The 16,959-nt window shown below is 68.4% G+C and carries 18 protein-coding genes; 10 read left to right on the top strand and 8 right to left on the bottom strand.

Annotated elements, in window-relative coordinates:
• The first annotated feature begins 60 nt into the window (after positions 1-60).
• Positions 61-879 (top strand): Bax inhibitor-1/YccA family protein, encoded by an 819-nt coding sequence (locus SACMADRAFT_RS21850; RefSeq protein WP_009156027.1) that lies wholly within the window; start codon positions 61-63, stop codon positions 877-879.
• Positions 880-1,260: 381 nt separating this feature from the next.
• Complete coding sequence (locus tag SACMADRAFT_RS21845) at positions 1,261-1,809, top strand: LppU/SCO3897 family protein (RefSeq protein ID WP_009156026.1); 549 nt, start codon at positions 1,261-1,263, stop codon at positions 1,807-1,809.
• 83 nt (positions 1,810-1,892) lie between these two features.
• Here SACMADRAFT_RS21845 and SACMADRAFT_RS21840 read toward each other — a convergent pair whose 3' ends face one another.
• Positions 1,893-3,113: an acetyl-CoA C-acetyltransferase gene (locus SACMADRAFT_RS21840; RefSeq protein WP_009156025.1), complete on the bottom strand. Its 1,221-nt coding sequence runs from the start codon at positions 3,111-3,113 to the stop codon at positions 1,893-1,895.
• Between the two features lie 224 nt (positions 3,114-3,337).
• Between SACMADRAFT_RS21840 and SACMADRAFT_RS21835 the strand changes: the two genes are divergently transcribed.
• The 3 genes from SACMADRAFT_RS21835 to SACMADRAFT_RS21825 all read left to right on the top strand — a co-directional run bounded on the left by SACMADRAFT_RS21835 (position 3,338) and on the right by SACMADRAFT_RS21825 (position 7,512).
• Complete coding sequence (locus SACMADRAFT_RS21835) at positions 3,338-4,711, top strand: cystathionine beta-synthase (protein ID WP_009156024.1); 1,374 nt, start codon at positions 3,338-3,340, stop codon at positions 4,709-4,711.
• 128 nt (positions 4,712-4,839) lie between these two features.
• Positions 4,840-6,213, top strand: a complete 1,374-nt coding sequence (locus SACMADRAFT_RS21830) for a hypothetical protein (RefSeq protein WP_009156023.1) — start codon at positions 4,840-4,842, stop codon at positions 6,211-6,213.
• A 129-nt stretch (positions 6,214-6,342) separates the two neighbouring features.
• On the top strand, positions 6,343-7,512 hold the full coding sequence (locus SACMADRAFT_RS21825; protein WP_009156022.1) for a cystathionine gamma-synthase: 1,170 nt from the start codon (positions 6,343-6,345) through the stop codon (positions 7,510-7,512).
• On the opposite strand, the gene SACMADRAFT_RS21820 is transcribed toward SACMADRAFT_RS21825, so the two are convergent.
• Complete coding sequence (locus SACMADRAFT_RS21820; protein ID WP_009156021.1) at positions 7,500-7,775, bottom strand: hypothetical protein; 276 nt, start codon at positions 7,773-7,775, stop codon at positions 7,500-7,502. The two genes, SACMADRAFT_RS21825 and SACMADRAFT_RS21820, sit on opposite strands and share 13 nt — an antisense overlap.
• A 112-nt stretch (positions 7,776-7,887) precedes the next feature.
• On the opposite strand from SACMADRAFT_RS21820, the gene ilvA reads away from it, so the two are divergent.
• Complete coding sequence (gene ilvA / locus SACMADRAFT_RS21815; protein WP_009156020.1) at positions 7,888-9,093, top strand: threonine ammonia-lyase; 1,206 nt, start codon at positions 7,888-7,890, stop codon at positions 9,091-9,093.
• 46 nt (positions 9,094-9,139) lie between these two features.
• Here ilvA and hppD read toward each other — a convergent pair whose 3' ends face one another.
• Complete coding sequence (hppD, locus tag SACMADRAFT_RS21810; protein WP_040926698.1) at positions 9,140-10,324, bottom strand: 4-hydroxyphenylpyruvate dioxygenase; 1,185 nt, start codon at positions 10,322-10,324, stop codon at positions 9,140-9,142.
• A 119-nt stretch (positions 10,325-10,443) separates the two neighbouring features.
• On the opposite strand from hppD, the gene SACMADRAFT_RS21805 reads away from it, so the two are divergent.
• The gene (locus SACMADRAFT_RS21805) at positions 10,444-10,929 is read left to right on the top strand and encodes an Lrp/AsnC family transcriptional regulator (protein WP_009156018.1); all 486 of its coding nucleotides are present in this window, start codon (positions 10,444-10,446) and stop codon (positions 10,927-10,929) included.
• Here SACMADRAFT_RS21805 and SACMADRAFT_RS21800 read toward each other — a convergent pair.
• The 3 genes from SACMADRAFT_RS21800 to SACMADRAFT_RS21790 form a co-directional block, all read right to left on the bottom strand.
• Positions 10,908-11,711 carry an MBL fold metallo-hydrolase gene (locus tag SACMADRAFT_RS21800; protein WP_009156017.1) on the bottom strand — a complete coding sequence of 268 codons (804 nt, stop codon included), beginning with the start codon at positions 11,709-11,711 and terminating at the stop codon, positions 10,908-10,910. The genes SACMADRAFT_RS21805 and SACMADRAFT_RS21800 overlap by 22 nt on opposite strands.
• 69 nt (positions 11,712-11,780) lie before the next feature.
• Positions 11,781-12,275: a transcription elongation factor GreA gene (gene greA / locus SACMADRAFT_RS21795; protein ID WP_009156016.1), complete on the bottom strand. Its 495-nt coding sequence runs from the start codon at positions 12,273-12,275 to the stop codon at positions 11,781-11,783.
• 188 nt (positions 12,276-12,463) lie between these two features.
• Complete coding sequence (locus tag SACMADRAFT_RS21790; protein WP_009156015.1) at positions 12,464-12,934, bottom strand: DUF4307 domain-containing protein; 471 nt, start codon at positions 12,932-12,934, stop codon at positions 12,464-12,466.
• A 131-nt stretch (positions 12,935-13,065) separates the two neighbouring features.
• Here SACMADRAFT_RS21790 and mca point away from each other — a divergent pair, with 131 nt between their 5' ends.
• Both mca and SACMADRAFT_RS29715 read left to right on the top strand, forming a co-directional pair.
• On the top strand, positions 13,066-13,977 hold the full coding sequence (mca, locus tag SACMADRAFT_RS21785) for a mycothiol conjugate amidase Mca (protein ID WP_009156014.1): 912 nt from the start codon (positions 13,066-13,068) through the stop codon (positions 13,975-13,977).
• Positions 13,974-14,297: a hypothetical protein gene (locus tag SACMADRAFT_RS29715; RefSeq protein WP_009156013.1), complete on the top strand. Its 324-nt coding sequence runs from the start codon at positions 13,974-13,976 to the stop codon at positions 14,295-14,297. Before mca ends, SACMADRAFT_RS29715 begins: the two co-directional genes overlap by 4 nt.
• Here SACMADRAFT_RS29715 and SACMADRAFT_RS21775 read toward each other — a convergent pair.
• Together SACMADRAFT_RS21775 and SACMADRAFT_RS21770 are read right to left on the bottom strand one after the other, a co-directional pair.
• Entirely contained in the window at positions 14,238-15,095 is an 858-nt protein-coding gene (locus SACMADRAFT_RS21775) for an ABC transporter permease (protein WP_009156012.1), read from the bottom strand. The genes SACMADRAFT_RS29715 and SACMADRAFT_RS21775 overlap by 60 nt on opposite strands.
• On the bottom strand, positions 15,092-16,069 hold the full coding sequence (locus SACMADRAFT_RS21770; protein WP_009156011.1) for a daunorubicin resistance protein DrrA family ABC transporter ATP-binding protein: 978 nt from the start codon (positions 16,067-16,069) through the stop codon (positions 15,092-15,094). The genes SACMADRAFT_RS21775 and SACMADRAFT_RS21770 overlap by 4 nt, the downstream gene beginning before the upstream one ends.
• 83 nt (positions 16,070-16,152) lie before the next feature.
• On the opposite strand from SACMADRAFT_RS21770, the gene SACMADRAFT_RS21765 reads away from it, so the two are divergent.
• Positions 16,153-16,950 carry a TetR/AcrR family transcriptional regulator gene (locus tag SACMADRAFT_RS21765; protein ID WP_009156010.1) on the top strand — a complete coding sequence of 266 codons (798 nt, stop codon included), beginning with the start codon at positions 16,153-16,155 and terminating at the stop codon, positions 16,948-16,950.
• Positions 16,951-16,959: the final 9 nt, after the last annotated feature.

The following is a 16,959-nucleotide window of genomic DNA, read 5'->3' as shown; positions in this document are numbered from 1 at the left end:
CCGGCCGGCACGAGCGGTCGTTATACCCAATGCAAGTGCCAGGAGATCCAGGAGGATCAGGTGCGAACCTCTAGCAACCCCGCATTCCGCAACCTGCCGACGGCTGCGGCGCGGGCACCCTACGCGGGCTTCAACCAGCCGCACGGCGGGGTACCCGGCTACGGCGCCCCGCAGACGGCCGAAGGCGCCGCCGACCGCCCGATGACGGTCGACGACGTCGTACTGAAGACCGGTGCGAGCCTCGGCGTGACCCTGCTGGTCGGGGTCATCACCGCCATCTGGGCGCAGTCGCAGGTCGCGGCCAACTCGATGGGCGCCGTCACCGGCGCGATGATCGCCGGGATGCTCGTCGGCCTCGTGCTCGCGCTCGTCATCACCTTCAAGCAAATGGCCAGTGGGCCGATGACGCTGGCCTACTCCGCTGCGGAGGGTGTGTTCCTCGGCGCGATCACCGGCGTTTTCGAACTGCTCGTCCCCGGTATCGCGCTGCAGGCCGTGCTGGCCACCGCGGCGGTGTTCACGGTGATGCTCGTGGTCTACAAGACCGGTGCCATCAAGGTGACGCCCAAGCTCACCAAGTGGATCATCGGTGCGCTCGGTGGCGCGCTCGTGCTGATGCTCGCGAACCTGGTGCTCGGCCTGTTCGGCGTCAACATGGGGCTGCGTGACGGTGGCCCGCTCGCGATCATCTTCAGCCTCGTGGTGATCGGCATCGCCGCGTTCAGCTTCCTGCTGGACTTCGACATGGCCGACCGGATGATCCGCGAAGGCGTGCCCGCCAAGTGGTCCTGGTACGTCGCCTTCGGCCTGATGGTCACCCTGGTCTGGCTGTACCTGGAGATTCTGCGCCTGCTGTCGTACCTCAACGGCAGCGACTAGCACCCAGCCACTCCTGGTCCGAGGGGGCGCCCGGCTCGAGTAGCCGGGCGCCCCCTCGTCGTATGAACCCGTTCCCGGTCGAGGCGGTCATTCGGGTTGTCGGTCACCCGGTGTTAGATGACAGGGTCGTTTTCGCCTGAAATCGTGTGAGAGGTTCGTGGTGACGGTTCCGCCATACCCTGGTCAGCCGGATTCCGGCAGACCGAACCCGTACAGCCCGCCTCCGGCCGGAGGACCGTCCTACGGTCCTCCAGCCGGGCAGCAGCCGTACGGGCAACCCCCGGCCGGCCAGTCGTCGTTCCCGCCCCCACCGGGGCAGCCCGGCGGCTTCGGTTACGGACAGCAGCCGCCAGGCCAGCCTCCTATCCCGGGCAGCCGGGTATGGGCCAGCCGCCGCTGCCGCCACCGCCGAAGAAGCGCAGGCTGTGGCTCAAGGTCGGGGTACCGGTGGCGGTGGTCGTCGTGGGTGCCGTCGTCGCACTCGGGGCGGTCGGGCTGCGTTACGCCGGCTGGAACGCCGAGGTGGGCGAGTGTCTCAACGTGCCGGAGTTCTCCTCCGACGCCGAGAAGCAGCCGATGAAGGTCGACTGTGGCGACGACAAGGCCACGGTCAAAGTCGCCGTCAAGCTGGACGACGGTAGCGGCAGTTGCCCCGACGGCAACTACGACGAGATCTCCTACGACGGCGGCGCCAAGTTCTGCCTCATGATCAACGCGAGAGATGGAGACTGCTTCGCCAACGTCACCTCTCCGACCAAGGGTTATGAGCGCGTGGCGTGCACCGACCCGGCCGCGGAGGTGGCGGTCGCCAAGGTGGCGAGCGGGACCACCGATATGGAGCAGGTCTGCGCGGAGTTCGACCAGGCGCAGGGCATCTACTACGCCGAGCCAGCCACGGTCGTCTGCCTGATCCCGCCGACCTCGGTCTGACCGTTTTCGAGCACGACGGCGTGAGTGTTCAGCGGCGCCCTGGGGCCACGCCGAACACTCACGCCTTACCCGGTCGGCCCCGGTCAGCTCAGCCGCTCCAACACCATCGCCATGCCCTGGCCGCCACCGACACACATGGTCTCCAGCCCGAACTGCTTGTCGTGGTGGCGCAGTGAGTTGATCAGGGTCGAGGTGATGCGCGCACCGGTCATGCCGAAGGGGTGGCCGACGGCGATGGCGCCACCGTTGACGTTCAGCCGCTCGATGTCGATGCCCAGGTCGCGATACGAGGGGATGACCTGCGCCGCGAACGCCTCGTTGATCTCCACGAGGTCGATGTCGTCGATCGACATCCCGGCCCTGGCCAGCGCCTGCTTGGACGCCTCCACCGGTCCGTAGCCCATGATCTCGGGGGACAGCGCGGAGACGCCGGTCGAAACGATCCTGGCCAGCGGTGTGATCCCGAGTTCCTTCGCCTTGGTATCGCTCATGATCACCAGCGCGGCAGCGCCGTCGTTCAGCGGGCAGCAGTTGCCCGCCGTGACCCGGCCGTCCGGCCGGAACACCGGCTTGAGTGCGGAAACGCCCTCCAGCGTCACGCCGGGGCGCGGACCGTCGTCGGCGGTGACCACGGTGCCGTCGGGCAGCGTCACGGGGGTGATGTCCTTGGCCCAGAAGCCGTCGGCGATCGCCTTCTCCGCGAGGTTCTGCGAGCGCACCCCGAAGGAGTCCATCTCCTCGCGGGAGACGTTCTTCAACAGCGCCAGGTTCTCCGCGGTCTGGCCCATCGCGATGTAGACGTCGGGCAGTTGGCCTGCCTGCCTGGGGTCGGTCCAGCTGTCGGCGCCCTGCTCTGCGGTGCGGGCCGTGCGTGCCTTCGCGTCGGCGAAGATCGGGTTCTGCGTGTCGGGCCAGGAATCCGAGCTGCCCTTCACCGAGCGGGACACGGTTTCGACACCTGCCGAGATGAACACGTCACCTTCGCCCGCCTTGATCGCGTGCATGGCCATCCTGGTGGTCTGCAGGCTGGAGGAGCAGTAGCGGGTGATGGTGCAGCCAGGCAGGTGATCGTAGCCGAGTTCGACCGCGACCACCCTGGCCATGTTGAAGCCGGACTCGCCGCCCGGCAGGCCGCAGCCCAGCATCAGGTCGTCGATGTCGGCGGGGTCGAGCTGCGGCACCTTGTCCAGCGCGGCCCGCACCATCTGCGCGGTGAGGTCGTCTGGTCGCATATCCACCAGCGAGCCTTTGTTCGCGCGGCCGATTGGCGAGCGAGCGGCGGAGACGATCACGGCTTCCGGCATGGCGGACACTCCTTCGAATCTGCTAAGCAATTGCTTAGTAATATCCTGCATCCTCGCGGTTGGGAAGGCCAGGCGTCCCTGTGGCCGGGACGCGACACGGTGGTCTTCGTCGCACGGCCTCGCACAGCCAAGCACGGCACGCGCCGCAGGCGCTGGTCCTGTTCGGACCGTTCACCCTCGCTCGCGCGGTGGGGGAGCGCATGGCGGGTGTCTAGGCTGGCCACATGGACTACGTGGACCACGTCATCGACCTCGTGGGCAACACCCCGCTGGTCAGACTCAACACACTCGCCGAAGGCCTGCGCCCACTCGTACTGGCCAAGGTCGAGTACTTCAACCCGGGCGGCAGCGTGAAGGACCGCATCGCGCTGCGCATGGTGGAGGCGGCCGAGGCGTCCGGCGAGCTGCGGCCTGGCGGAACCATCGTGGAGCCCACCTCCGGAAACACCGGAATCGGCCTGGCGATGGTCGCTCAGCGCAAGGGATACCGGTGTGTCTTCGTGTGCCCGGACAAGGTCAGCGAGGACAAGCGCAACGTCCTCGCCGCATACGGTGCCGAGGTCGTGGTCTGCCCGACGGCCGTGCCGCCGGACCACCCCGAGTCCTACTACAGCGTCTCCGACCGACTCGCGCGGGAGATCGAGGGCGGTTGGAAACCCAACCAGTACGCCAACGAGCAGAACCCGCAGAGCCATTACCACTCCACCGGGCCGGAGATCTGGCGGCAGACCGAGGGCAAGGTGACTCACTTCGTCGCCGGGGTCGGCACGGGCGGCACCATCTCGGGCACGGGGCGCTACCTCAAGGAGGTGTCCGGCGGCCGGGTCCGCGTGGTCGGTGCCGATCCGGAGGGCTCGGTCTACTCCGGCGGCGGCGGAAGGCCCTACCTGGTCGAGGGTGTGGGAGAGGACTTCTGGCCCGCGACCTACGACCGCGACATCGCGGACGAGATCATCGCGGTGTCCGACGGTGAGTCGTTCAACACCACTCGGCGGCTGGCGAAGGAGGAGGGCCTGCTGGTCGGTGGCTCGTGCGGCATGGCCGTCGCCGCCGCCCTGCGGCTGGCGCAGCGCTGCGACGCCGACGACGTGATCGTGGTCCTGCTCCCCGACGGTGGGCGCGGCTACCTCGGCAAGGTCTTCAACGACGCCTGGATGTCGTCCTACGGCTTCCTCTCACCGGATTCCACCGGCGCCACGGTGGGCGACGTGCTTCGCCGTAAGGACGGAAGGCTGCCCGAACTGGTGCACACCCACCCGAACGAGACCGTCGCCGAGGCGGTGGCCATCCTGCGCGAGTTCGGCGTGAGCCAGATGCCGGTGGTCAGCGCCGAACCACCGGTGATGGCCGCGGAGGTGGTCGGCGCGGTCAACGAGCGTGACCTGCTCGAAGCCCTGTTCACCGGTAAGGCCGCGCTGGCGCACCGGCTGGAGCGGCACATGTCGCCTCCGCTGCCGACCATCGGCTCCGGCGAGCGGGTCAGCGCGGCGATGACGGCGCTGGGCTCCGCCGACGGCGCGCTCGTGCTGCTCGGCGGCAAGCCCGCGGGGGTGATCACGCGGCAGGATCTGCTGGCCTTCCTTTCCGGCCACCAGTGACCGCCGGTAACTCGGTGACGGCAATCGCGCCAACTCTGTGGGGCATTGCGACCAATCCGGGCTCGCATCCGATAGCGTGTGCGCGAGCGAAATCACCAAGGTCCTCGTCAAGGGGGTTCAAGACCCACATGAGTGCTCCGCAGCCGCCGAACCAACCCTGGGGCGGCGGGCAACAGCCACCCCAGGGCCCTCCCAGTGGCCCACAACCGCAGCAAGACAGCCCGTTCGGTTCCTCGGAACCGACCCAGGCGGTGCAGCCGTCACAGTCGCAGGAGGAGCAGCCGTTCGGCGACAATCCCGAGCCGACCCAGGTCGTCCAGCCGGGCTCCGGCCAGGAATCGGGAGAGCAGCAGGGCGAGGGCAGCGGTGCCGAGTCGACCCAGCTCGTCGCGCCGGGGTCTGGTCCACAGCCCTCGATCCCCTACGCGCCCCCGCCCAGCGCGGCTGACAACCCGGCCGCGATGAACCCGCAGGGTTTCGGGCAGCAGGGCGGCTTCGGGCAACAGGCCCCCTTCGGCCAGCAGGGCGCTCCCGGTGGTTTCGGCGCTCCTGCGCAGCAGCCGCCTCAGCCCGGCTTCGGTCAGCCAGGTGGCTTCGACCCCGCGCAGGCGCAGGGTGGCTTCGGCGCGCCACCCCCTGGACCGTACGGCGCGCCCCCGGGGTTCGCCGGTGGTCCGCCGCGTAGCGGTGGTAACCAACTGTTCGCCTGGATCGCGGGCGGCCTCGTCGCGGTGCTCGGCATCATCGGCGCGATCCTCGCCATCACGCTGCTGTCCGACATCGGTTCGCCGGGTGGTTCGCAGGTCGATCAGGCCGTCGAGCAGTGCGCGCAGAGCAGTGGCATGAGCGAGGACGAGTGCCGCTCCGCCATCGAGGACCAGATCGACAGCGCGATGAGTGAGATCCCCGGCCGGATCTACTTCTACCTCATCATGCTGCTGGTCGGCGGTGTGCTCGCGGCGGCGAGCGGGGTGGCGCACGCGCTCGTCGACAAGGTCGGTGCGGGGCTGCGGAAGATCATTCCCTACGTCACCATCGGCGGCGGCTTCTTCCTGCTGCTGTTCTCGATCCTGCTGATGTCGGAGGGCGGTGAGCCGCCGACCCGGATCGTGTTCACGCTGATCTTCGGCATCTTCATCCTGGCCGTTGGCGTGCTGGCAGTGATTCCGCAGACCGCGGGCTACGTCGGGCTGGGCGGTCAGGGTCGCCCGGGTCCTGGTGGGCCGGGCGGTCCCGGTGGGCCCGCGGGATTCGGCGGTCCGGGCGGGTTCGGACCTCCGGGCGCCGGCTTCGGCCAGCCGGGTGGGTTCGGTCAGCCGGGTGGGTTCGGTCAGCCGGGCCAGCCGCCGCAGCAGCCCGGTGGGCAGTACCCACCCAGCGGCGGGTTCGGTCAGCCGGGCCAGCCGCCGCAGCAACCGGGCGGGTTCGGTGGTCAGCCGCCGGGGCAGCCCGGCGGTTTCGGCCAGCCCGGCCAGCCCGGTCAGCCCCCGCAGCAGTGGTGATCCGCTGAAGTACGAGAACCGGCATCGTGCCCCCGGTCGAATCGGCCGGGGCACGATGCTGTTGTGTCGCTGTTGTGGCGGTGGGGTCCGGCAGGCCCGCCGCACACCGCTTGGGCCTAGGCTGGACCCATGGTTTCCGACCCATCCGGACACGGCTTCGAGACCCGCGCCATCCATGCCGGTCAAGAGCCCGACCCCCGCACCGGCGCCGTGATCGTGCCGATCTACCAGACCTCCACCTACGCCCAGGATCGTGTCGGCGAGACACGCGAAGGTGGCTACGAGTACTCGCGCACGGCCAACCCGACGCGCACCGCGTTGGAGCAGGCGCTTGCCGCGCTGGAGGGCGGGCGACACGCGCTGGCATTCGCGTCGGGCATGGCCGCGAGCGACGCGGTGTTGCGGACCGCCCTTCGGCCCGGCGATCACCTGCTGCTCGGCAACGACGCCTACGGCGGCACGTTCCGGCTGATCGACAAGGTGCTGACCGGTTGGGGCGTCAGCTACAGCGTGGTGCCGCTGTCCGATCCGGACGAGGTCAGGGCCGCTGTCCGCCCGCAGACCAAGCTGATCTGGTGTGAGTCACCCACGAACCCGCTGCTGGGAATCGCCGACATCTCGGCGCTGGCGGACGTCGCGCACGAAGTCGGTGCGCGGCTGGTCGTGGACAACACCTTCGCCACCCCGTACCTGCAGACGCCGCTGGCTTCGGGCGCGGACATCGTGGTGCACTCCACGACGAAGTACCTCGGTGGACACTCCGATGTGGTCGGTGGCGCGGTGGTGACCGATTCCGACGAGATCGCGGATTCGCTGTTCTTCCTGCGTAATTCCGCCGGTGCGGTACCTGGCGCGTTCGACGCGTGGCTGACACTGCGCGGGCTGAAGACGCTGGCCGTGCGGATGGAACGGCATTGCGACAACGCCGAGTTCATAGCGCAGGCGCTCACCGAGCACCCGAAGGTGAGCAGGGTCTACTACCCGGGACTGCCGGACGACCCGGGCCACGCGCTCGCGGCCAAGCAGATGCGCAGGTTCGGTGGCATGGTGTCGTTCACCCACGCGGACGGCGAGCGAGCCGCGCTCGACATGGCCGCACGGACCAGGCTGTTCGTGCTCGCGGAGTCGCTGGGTGGCGTGGAGTCGCTGATCGAGCATCCCGGTCGCATGACGCACGCGAGCGTGGCTGGTTCGATGCTCGCGGTCCCCGCCGAGTTGGTGCGGCTTTCGGTGGGTATCGAAGACCCCCGCGACCTGCTCGCCGACCTGCGCGCCGCGCTGGAGGGTCAGGGACGGTAGTTGCTGTGTGAGGCACCGGCGGTGCCGGTCGAGCCGTTGCCGGGTGCCTGGCCGACACCGGCCCTACGTAGCTGCTCACCGTCGACGCAGCCGCCGACGAGTTCCACGTGGCTGTCGTGGCGGATGTACTGGCCCGGCTCGCAGGCGGCCTGCCCGACCGTGTAGACGGCGGCGCCGGTCAGTGCCAGTGCGGAGGTGAGGGCGGCCAGTAGGGAAAGCATGCCCGCGGGACGTGAACCAGCTGACGTTCTCGCCCGTGCCATGCCACACGACTCCCGCGTTCGGATACCAATTCGTGACAAGAATACCCAATGGTGATTCCGGGCATGCAGGTAACCGTCCTGTCACTGTGCGCGCAGTGACATGATCTGTCGAATGCGACTCGTGACCGTGGACCAGATCCGCAAGGCGCGGCACCTGCTCGAGGGAGTCGTGCGGACAACCCCCGTCGAGCACGCCCGCGACCTCGAGGAATCCGTCGGCGGAGGGGTGCAGCTGAAGTGCGAGAACCTGCAGCGCACCGGCTCTTTCAAGATCCGTGGCGCCTACACGCGCATTCACGGACTCTCGCAGGAGGAGCGCTCGCGCGGCGTCGTCGCCGCGAGTGCGGGCAACCACGCCCAGGGTGTGGCGCTGGCTGCCCAGCTGCTCGGCATCAAGGCGACGGTGTTCATGCCGGAGCGTGCCCCGCTGCCGAAACTGGCCGCCACTCGCGGCTACGGCGCCGAGGTGCAGCTGCACGGCGAGGTGCTCGAGGAAACTCTTGCCAGGGCCGAGGAGTTCGCGAACAGCACGGGTGCGCTGTTCATCCACCCCTTCGACCACCCCGACATCATCGCTGGCCAGGGCACTGTCGGCCTGGAGATCCTGGAGCAGGTGCCCGACGTGGCCACGATCCTGGTGGCAACGGGCGGTGGTGGCCTCGTCGGCGGGGTGGCGTGCGCGGTCAAGGCGTTGCGCCCCGAGGTGCGCGTGGTGGGCGTGCAGGCGGAGTCCGCCGCCGCGTTCCCTGCCTCCCTGGCGGCGGGTGAACCGGTGCGGCTGCGGAGCATGCAGACGATGGCGGACGGGATCGCCGTGGGGGCGCCGGGACCGTTGACGTTGCAGCACGTGTCCACGCTCGTCGACGACATCGTGACGGTGAACGAGGAGTCGCTGTCGCGTGCGGTGTTGCTGTGTCTGGAACGTCGAAAGCTCGTGGTCGAGCCCGCGGGCGCGGCGGCGGTGGCCGCGCTGCTCGAGCACGCGGGCGCGTTCGAACCGCCGGTGGTGGCTGTGCTTTCCGGTGGGAACGTGGACCCGCTGCTGCTGTTGCAGATCATCCAGCACGGTATGACCGCTGCGGGACGGTACCTGAGCCTGCGGCTGTGCGTTCCCGACCGGCCGGGTTCGCTGGCCGGTGTGCTGACGCGGGTCGGCGAACTCGGGGCCAACGTGCTCGACGTCGAGCATTCCCGGATCTCGGGCAGGCTGGCGATGGGAGAGGTGGAGATCGCGCTGAAGCTGGAGACCCGGGGTGCGCAGCACTGTGCGGAAGTGGCGGCGCAACTGCAGCGTGCGGGCTACACGGTGATGCCGTGAGGCCCGTGCGAGTCCTCGCGCAGACCCGCACGGGCCAGGGCGCGGCTTATAGGTTGCCCCTGCGCTCCTGCTCACGCTCGATCGCTTCGAACAGCGCCTTGAAGTTGCCCTTGCCGAAGCCCAGCGAGCCGTGCCGTTCGATGAGCTCGAAGAACACCGTGGGCCGGTCACCGATCGGTTTGGTGAAGATCTGCAGCAGGTAGCCGTCCTCGTCGCGGTCGACGAGGATGCGGTGTTGTTTCAGCGTCTCGATCGGCAGCCGGACCTCGCCGATGCGCCGCGCGAGCTCAGGGTCGTCGTAGTAGGAGTCGGGGGTGTGCAGGAACTCGACACCCGCGGCGCGCATGGCCGACACGGTCGCGACGATGTCGCCGGTGGCCAACGCGATGTGCTGGCAACCCGGACCGCCGTAGAACTCGAGGTACTCGTCGATCTGCGACTTCTTCTTGGCCACGGCGGGCTCGTTGAGCGGGAACTTCACCCGGTGGTTGCCGTTGGACACCACCTTGCTCATCAGTGCGGAGTACTCGGTGGCGATGTCGTCGCCGACGAACTCCGCCATGTTCACGAAGCCCATCACCCGGTGATACCAGTCGACCCAGTAGTCCATCTTGCCGAGTTCGACATTGCCGACGCAGTGGTCGACGGCCTGGAACAGTCGCTTCGGCGCACCCTGCGGCCGCGCGACCGTGCGCTGCCCGGCCTGGTAGCCCGGCAGGTACGGGCCGAAGTAGCGGGAGCGGTCGACCAGCGTGTGCCTGGTCTCACCGTAGGTCGCGAGCGCGGCGAGTCGCACGGTGCCGTCCGCGTCGGAGACGTCGTGCGGTTCTACCAGGATCGTGGCGCCCTGCGCCCTCGCGTGCTCAACGCACTTGTCCACATCGGACACCGCGAGCGCGAGGTCGGTGACGCCGTCGCCGTGTCTGCGATGGTGGTCGAGCAGCGGGGAGTCGGGGCGCACGCCGCCGTTGATCACGAACCGAGCGGCGCCGGACTGCAGCACGAACGACTTGTGGTCAGGGTTGCCGGTTTCGGGGCCGGAATAGGCGACGAGGTCCATGCCGAAGGCGGCCTGGTAGAACCACGCCGTCTGGGTGGCGTTGCCCGCGGTGAACACGACCGCGTCCAATGCCGTCACCGGAAACGGATCGGCCGAGATGTCGTGGTCGACGAGGCCGACGAGTTGACGCAACTGGTCGTAGCTGAGGTCGTCGAGAGCGGGTTTGGTCATGTTCGGCAGGATGCGCCTGGCCGAACACATTGTGCAACACTAGTGGACTTCACTGGACAATCTGACTAGTGAGGTCCACTATTTGTTGATCAGGTTGAGCAGATTGCGCAGGAGGGCGAGTGGACCTCGACGAGCTTGACGGGCGCCTGCTGCTGTTGCTCACCGACACGCCACGGCTGGGCGTGCTCGAATGCGCGCGCAGGCTCGGGGTGGCGCGCGGCACCGTGCAGGCACGGCTGGACCGCCTCACCACCGCCGGGGTGCTGAAAGGCTTTCCTCCGGAACTCGACCTCGCAGCCATGGGCTACGGCCTTACCGCATTCGCGGTGCTGGAGATCGCGCAGGGCCGGAGGTCGGAGGTGTCGAGTGCGCTGGCCGCGATCGACGAGGTCTGCGAGGTCCACGCGACGACGGGACAGGGAGACCTGTTCGTGCGGATGGTCGCACGCTCCAACGACGACCTGCAGCGAGTGATCGACGAGGTGGTCGGCGTGCCAGGGGTGCGCAGGACATCGACGTCCATCGCGCTGTCCACGCCGGTTGCGCCAAGGGTTCGGCCGCTGCTGGAGCGCGTCGCGCGAGGTCAGCCCACTCGCTCCAGGTAGCGCTGCACGGACCGGCGGACAACCTCCTTGCCGTCCGCGCGTACGACCGCGTCCCACCACGCCCCGTAGATTTCCTGGAACTCCAGCGGTTCGAGCAACTCGGCGGCACGCCTGACCACCGAAGGGCGCTCGGGAATGTAGTTGGGGTAGCTGTACATGAAGGCGACGTGCGTGCGGTCGGGGATCACCTGGACGATGTCGCCGCTGAACAGCGCCGCGCCGCCCGCGGTTCCCTCAGCACGGTGCAGCACCGTTCCGCCCGCGAAGTGCACCCCGAGGTTGATCAGCGTGAACCCCTCGGCGAGGCGGTGGCTGACACCGTCCCACAGCCGGATGCGCTCGTGCGGCCTTCCGATCCACTGCTGGTCGTCGGCGTGCAGGTGGATCGGCGCGTCGAACGCCTCCGCCCACTCGACCATCGTCGTGTAGTAGTGCGGGTGGCTGATCGCGATGGCCGACACGCCCCCGAGTTCGTCGATCTGGGCGATCAGGTCGTCGTCGAGGTAGGCGACGCAGTCCCACAGGATGTTGCCCGAGGCGGTGGGGATCAGCAGCGCCCGTTGCCCGATCCCGAAGGACGGCTGTGTCCCGATGCCGATGATGCCTTGGCCCTGTTCGGCGAGCTTGCCGGTGTAGTCACCCGCACGCAGTTCGGCGAGGCTGGTCCAGCGCTGGCCACCCGCCGGTACGTACTGGCGCTCGTCGAGACAAACCGGGCAGTCCGGACGAGGAGCCTCGTACTGCATGGCGCAAGTGGCGCAGATGGGCAGGTCGGTGCTCATCGGGTCACGATAGTCGCCGGTAGGTGCCCGGCGTCGTCACGCCGGGCACCTACCGGGACACGTCGCTGATCAGCCGCTGTAGGGCACCGCCTTGACGAGCGTCACCTTCTGGGTCTTGCCGTTGGGCAGGCTGTACTCGCGCGACTCGCCCTCCCTGGCGCCGAGCAGCGCCTTCCCCAGCGGGGAATCGGGCGAGTACACCTCCATCGGGCCCTGGCCGCCCTCCTCGCGGGTCGCGAGCAGGAAAGTCTCTTCGTCGTCGTCGCCGTCGTAGCGCACGGTAAGGACCATGCCCGGCTCGGCGACGCCGGAGTTCGTGGGCGCCTCGCCGACCTTCGCGGTGCGAAGCAACTCCTGCAGGTGCCGGATGCGGGCTTCTTGCTGACCCTGTTCCTCACGAGCGGCGTGGTAGCCACCGTTCTCCTTGAGGTCGCCCTCCTCCCGGCTGTCGTTGATCTTCGCAGCGATGACCGGACGATTCTCGATCAACTCATCGAGCTCGCTCTTGAGCCTGTCGTAGGCTTCCTGGGTCAGCCAGGTCACCTTGGTGTCGCTCACGGTCACCATCTCCTCCTAGGGCCTGCCGATCTTGGGTATACAAGCCGGCCGCCACATTGGCGTGGCTGGAATATAAGGAAAGACACGGCCCGCCTGGGCCGTGCCGACATGTCAGGATAACACGCGTTGCGTGGCAAATGTTCCCGAATTTTCCGCTGAGCGGACGTTCGGCGCTCTATTCACCCCGTTGGCCGCTACGAGGTTGACATGTACTCCGGGACATTGTAAGCGCATCCGAACACGTCAGCGGTAACGGGCCGGTCGATGCCGCGGATCACCGTAGAGACTCGCTCGACGCCCGGCGGGATGTAGACCTCTCTCCTGCCGCTCTCGGCGCCGGAGATGTCGCGCACCCGCACGATGCACACGCCGGGACGGTCCTGGTCGTCGCGTCGGACGGCGATGGTGATCTCCATGGCGTTGCCCGGCCGCTCCTCGAACCCGACTCGCTCGGCCTCGATGGGAGCGGCCCCGAGGTTGCGGTATGCGATGTAGGTGAGGGCGCCCCCCGCGCCGAGAACCAGCAGTACGAGCAGCCACAGCCGCCAGCCGCGCGGCATTCGCGCGGAGCGACGAGCACGGCCGTAGCGGTTCTCCGGCACGGTGGGCTCCGGTGCGACCTCCTGCGGTCGTCCGCGTGCCGAGTCGGCCTGCCCGTTGCTCAACCATGGCCTCCCGTCGGCTGTTGTCGTGGTCGTGGGGAGAATGAACAGCGCGTCTGGTGTGTTGAGTATCCGTGTAGGTGTTAAGGGCGTGGGCCAGGGGGTCCGCACGACGACGGATGACCGGAGGGGTCATGGCGGTGTCCGAAGGCAAGACGATCGGTGCAGGAGAGCGGCTGCGGCTGATGGCGGTGCACGCGCATCCCGACGACGAGTCGAGCAAGGGTGCGGCCACGATGGCCCGCTATGTCGCTGAGGGTCACGACGTCATGGTCGTCACCTGCACCGGGGGTGAGGCGGGCAGCGTGCTCAACCCCGCGATGGACAAGCCCGAGGTTCACGCGAACATGTCGGAGCTGCGCAGGGAGGAGATGGCGCGCGCCGCCAAGATCCTCGGTGTGCAACACCGCTGGCTTGGCTTCATCGACTCCGGTCTGCCGGAGGGCGAGCCCATGCCGCCGTTGCCGGAAGGCTGTTTCGCCGCGATCCCGATGGAGGAGCCGATCCGTGAGCTGGTGCGTGCGATCCGCGAGTTCAGGCCACACGTGGTAACCACCTATGACGAAAACGGTGGTTACCCACATCCGGATCACATCCGGTGTCACGAGGTTTCCGTCGCAGCCTACGACGCCGCTTCGGACCCGGAGCGGTTCCCCGAGGCGGGTGAGCCGTGGCAGCCGTTGAAGCTCTACTACTCGCACGGGTTCTCCAGGGCGAAGCTCACCGCCTTCCACCAGGCGCTGACCTCGCGAGGGCTCGACTCGCCGTACGGTGAGTGGCTCAGCCGGTGGGACCCGGACAAGGCAGACGTCATCGAGCGTGTCACCACCCGGGTACGCTGTGCGGAGTACTTCGAGGTACGAGACGAGGCGCTCAAGGCGCACGCCACCCAGATCGACCCCAACAGCCGCTGGTTCGCCGTGCCGCTGGAGGTGCAGCGGGAAGTGTGGCCCACCGAGGAGTACGAACTCGTACGTTCCCTTGTCGACACGACGTTGCCGGAGGACGATCTGTTCGCGGGGGTCCGAGAGAAGGTGAACACATGACGCTTCCGGCCTTCGTGGCCGTTCCCGCGATGTCCGGTGCGGCCGTGCTCGCGCAGCCGGGGGGCGACGGCGGTGGCCAGGGCGCGGACTTCGGCAAGTCCTCGCCCGTCGGCCTGCTGCTCCTGCTGCTGTTCTTCATCGCCGTCGTGTTCCTGGTCAGGTCGATGACCAAGCACCTCAAGCGCGTGCCCGCCTCGTTCGAGGAACCCGAGCAGCAGGGGGCAGGCTCGGACCGAGCGGACACAGCGGCCCCAGCGCACTCAGTGGCTGAGAGCGCGGTAGCGGCGGACGGAAAGCGGGAAGAACACCGCGATTCCTAGGGCGGGCCAGGCTACGGCGGCGAGCACCGGATGTGTCGCGAGCCAGGAGTCGGTCGTCCAACCGGGATTGCCGAACAACTCCCGCGTCGCGGCGACCGTCGCGGACAGCGGGTTCCACTCCGCGATCGTCCCGAGCCAACCCGGCATAGTGGCCGGAGCCACGAAGGTGTTGGAGAGAAAGCCAAGGGGCCAGACCAGGATCTGCAGCGCCATCACCGATTCCGCGCTGCGCAGGACGAGCCCGAGGTAGACGCCAAGCCACAGCATCGCCAGCCGCAACAGCAGGAGCAGCCCGAAGGCGGCGAGGGTCGCGGTGAGCCCGCCGTGCGGTCGCCAACCCGCCGCGAGTCCCACGGCCGTGAGTGTCGCCAGGCTCAGCACGGCGTTCAGCATGTCGGCCGTGCACCGGCCGACGACCACTGCCGAGGGTGCCATCGGCAGCGACCGGAAGCGGTCGGTGACGCCCCGGGTGACATCCGTGCTGACGGCGGTGAACGTGCCCTCGACGCCGAACACCATCGTCAGAGCCAGCACGCCTGGCACGAGAAACTCCCAGTAACCGCCACCGGGCACGGCCATCGCCCCGCCGAAGAGCAGCCCGAACAGCAACAGCACCATGACAGGGAACAGTTGCCCTGCCACGAACTGGCCGGGCTGGTTCCTCCAGTGCGTGAGGTCACGCTTGGTGATAGCCCACCCATCGGCTACGGCCCAGCGCAGACGTTCCTTGCCACGCGGCGGGGCCGGTTCGGCGATGCTCACGCCGCCGGGGTGTTGTGGCGCGAGATCCTGGCTCATGCGATCTCCTTGGTCGGCTTGGTCGGCTTGTTCGGGGTGGCAGTGGTGAGTTCGAGGAACACCTCGTCCAGGGTCGGCCTGCGCAGTGCGATGTCCTCGGCCGCGACACCCGCTTCGCCCAGCGTGCGAACGAGTGCCGCCAACGCCGCCATGCGGTCTCCTACCGGTGCGCTGAGCCACCTGCGCTCGGTATCGAGCTCCACGTCGCCCGCCGCGATCGATGCCAGCAACCGCGTGGCCGCCGGGATATCCGCGCCGTCGCGGACGACGATGTCGACGCGGTCGGTGCCGATTCGTTTCTTCAGCTCCTCGGGCGTGCCCTGAGCCACGACCTTGCCCGCGTCGACCACGGACACCTCGTCGGCGAGCTGGTCGGCCTCCTCCAGGTACTGGGTGGTGAGCAACACCGTCGTGCCCGCCGAGGCCAGCTCCCGAATCCGTGCCCACACCTCGTTGCGGGCGCGCGGGTCGAGTCCGGTGGTGGGCTCGTCGAGGAACAGCACCGGGGGCGTCAGGATGAGACTGGCCGCGAGGTCGAGTCGCCTGCGCATGCCGCCGGAGTACTGCTTCAGCGGCCGGTCCGCCGCCTCGCCCAGCCCGAAGCGAACCAGTAGTTCCCCTGCCCGCTCCCTGGCGCGCGCCCTGTCAAGGTGCAGCAACCTGCCGAACAACTCGAGGTTCTGCCTGCCGGTCAGGATCTCGTCGACGGCGGCGTGCTGTCCGACGAGGCCGATCCGGTATCGCACCCACTTGTGCCGGCTCGATACGTCGAAACCCGCCACGCTGGCTCTTCCGGAGTCGGGTCGCACGAGGGTGGTCAGTACTCGCACCGCCGTTGTCTTGCCCGCGCCGTTCGGTCCCAGCAGGCCGTGCACGGTTCCCGTGCGCACCCGCAGGTCGAATCCGTCCAGTGCGGTCGTGTCGCCGTAGCGCTTGCGCAGCCCCTCCGCGACGACCGTCGCGTCCAGCGCCATCCCGCCCCCCAATCTGTCTACGACGTATGGAGTTAACTCGGCGACAATAACCTACGCTGTATAGAGTTATCAACCGGGGCAGAATGGGCGATGTGATCGGCGTTTACAGCGGAAGCGGTGACCCGAAGCGCAGCATGGAGCTGCTCTGGGGCATCCAGGAACGACCGCGCAGAGGCCCGAAGCCCCGGCTCACGGTCGACCGCATCGCGGCGGCCGCCATCGCGATCGCCAACGCCGAGGGGCTGGAAGCCGTCTCGATGCGCAGGCTCGCCACGGACCTCGGCGTCACCGCGATGTCGCTCTACGGCTACGTACCCAGCAAGGCGGAACTCGTCGACCTCATGGTGGACAGGGTCCACGCCGAGGCATGCGAGGACGAGGAGGAGCCGGGCGGTTGGCGGGATCGGCTGGCGCGAGCCGCGAGGCGCACCTGGGAGCTCTACCTGCGCCATCCCTGGCTGCTACAGGTGGCGACCACGCGCCCCGTGCTCGGACCCAACCTGATCGCCAAGTACGACCGTGACCTGCGTGCCGTCGCGGGAATCGGGCTGACCAGCATCGAAATGGACCTGGTGGTGACGCTCGTGGTCAACTACGTGCACGGTGCGGCACGCGGCGCCGTGGAGTATGCGCAGGCCGAGCGCGCCACCGGAATCGCCGACGAGGAATGGTGGCGGCGGTACGAACCGCTGCTCACCAAGGTGTTCGACGCCGAGAAGTTCCCCGTCGCCGCGGAGGTCGGCGCCGCCGCGGGCCAGGAGTACGGGGCCGCCGACCCGGCAAGGGCGTTCGAGTTCGGGCTCGAACGGCTGCTCGACGGGGTCGCAGTGCTCGTCGAGCAGGCGGCGCGGCGGGGACCGGCGAGCCGACAGCGCGTGTGAGACGCTGTC

Origin of the sequence: Saccharomonospora marina XMU15 (assembly GCF_000244955.1) — a bacterium.
GTDB lineage: Bacteria > Actinomycetota > Actinomycetes > Mycobacteriales > Pseudonocardiaceae > Saccharomonospora_A > Saccharomonospora_A marina.
The sequence above is the reverse complement of the archived record's forward strand: the minus strand, read 5'-3'. Positions and strand labels throughout refer to the sequence as shown.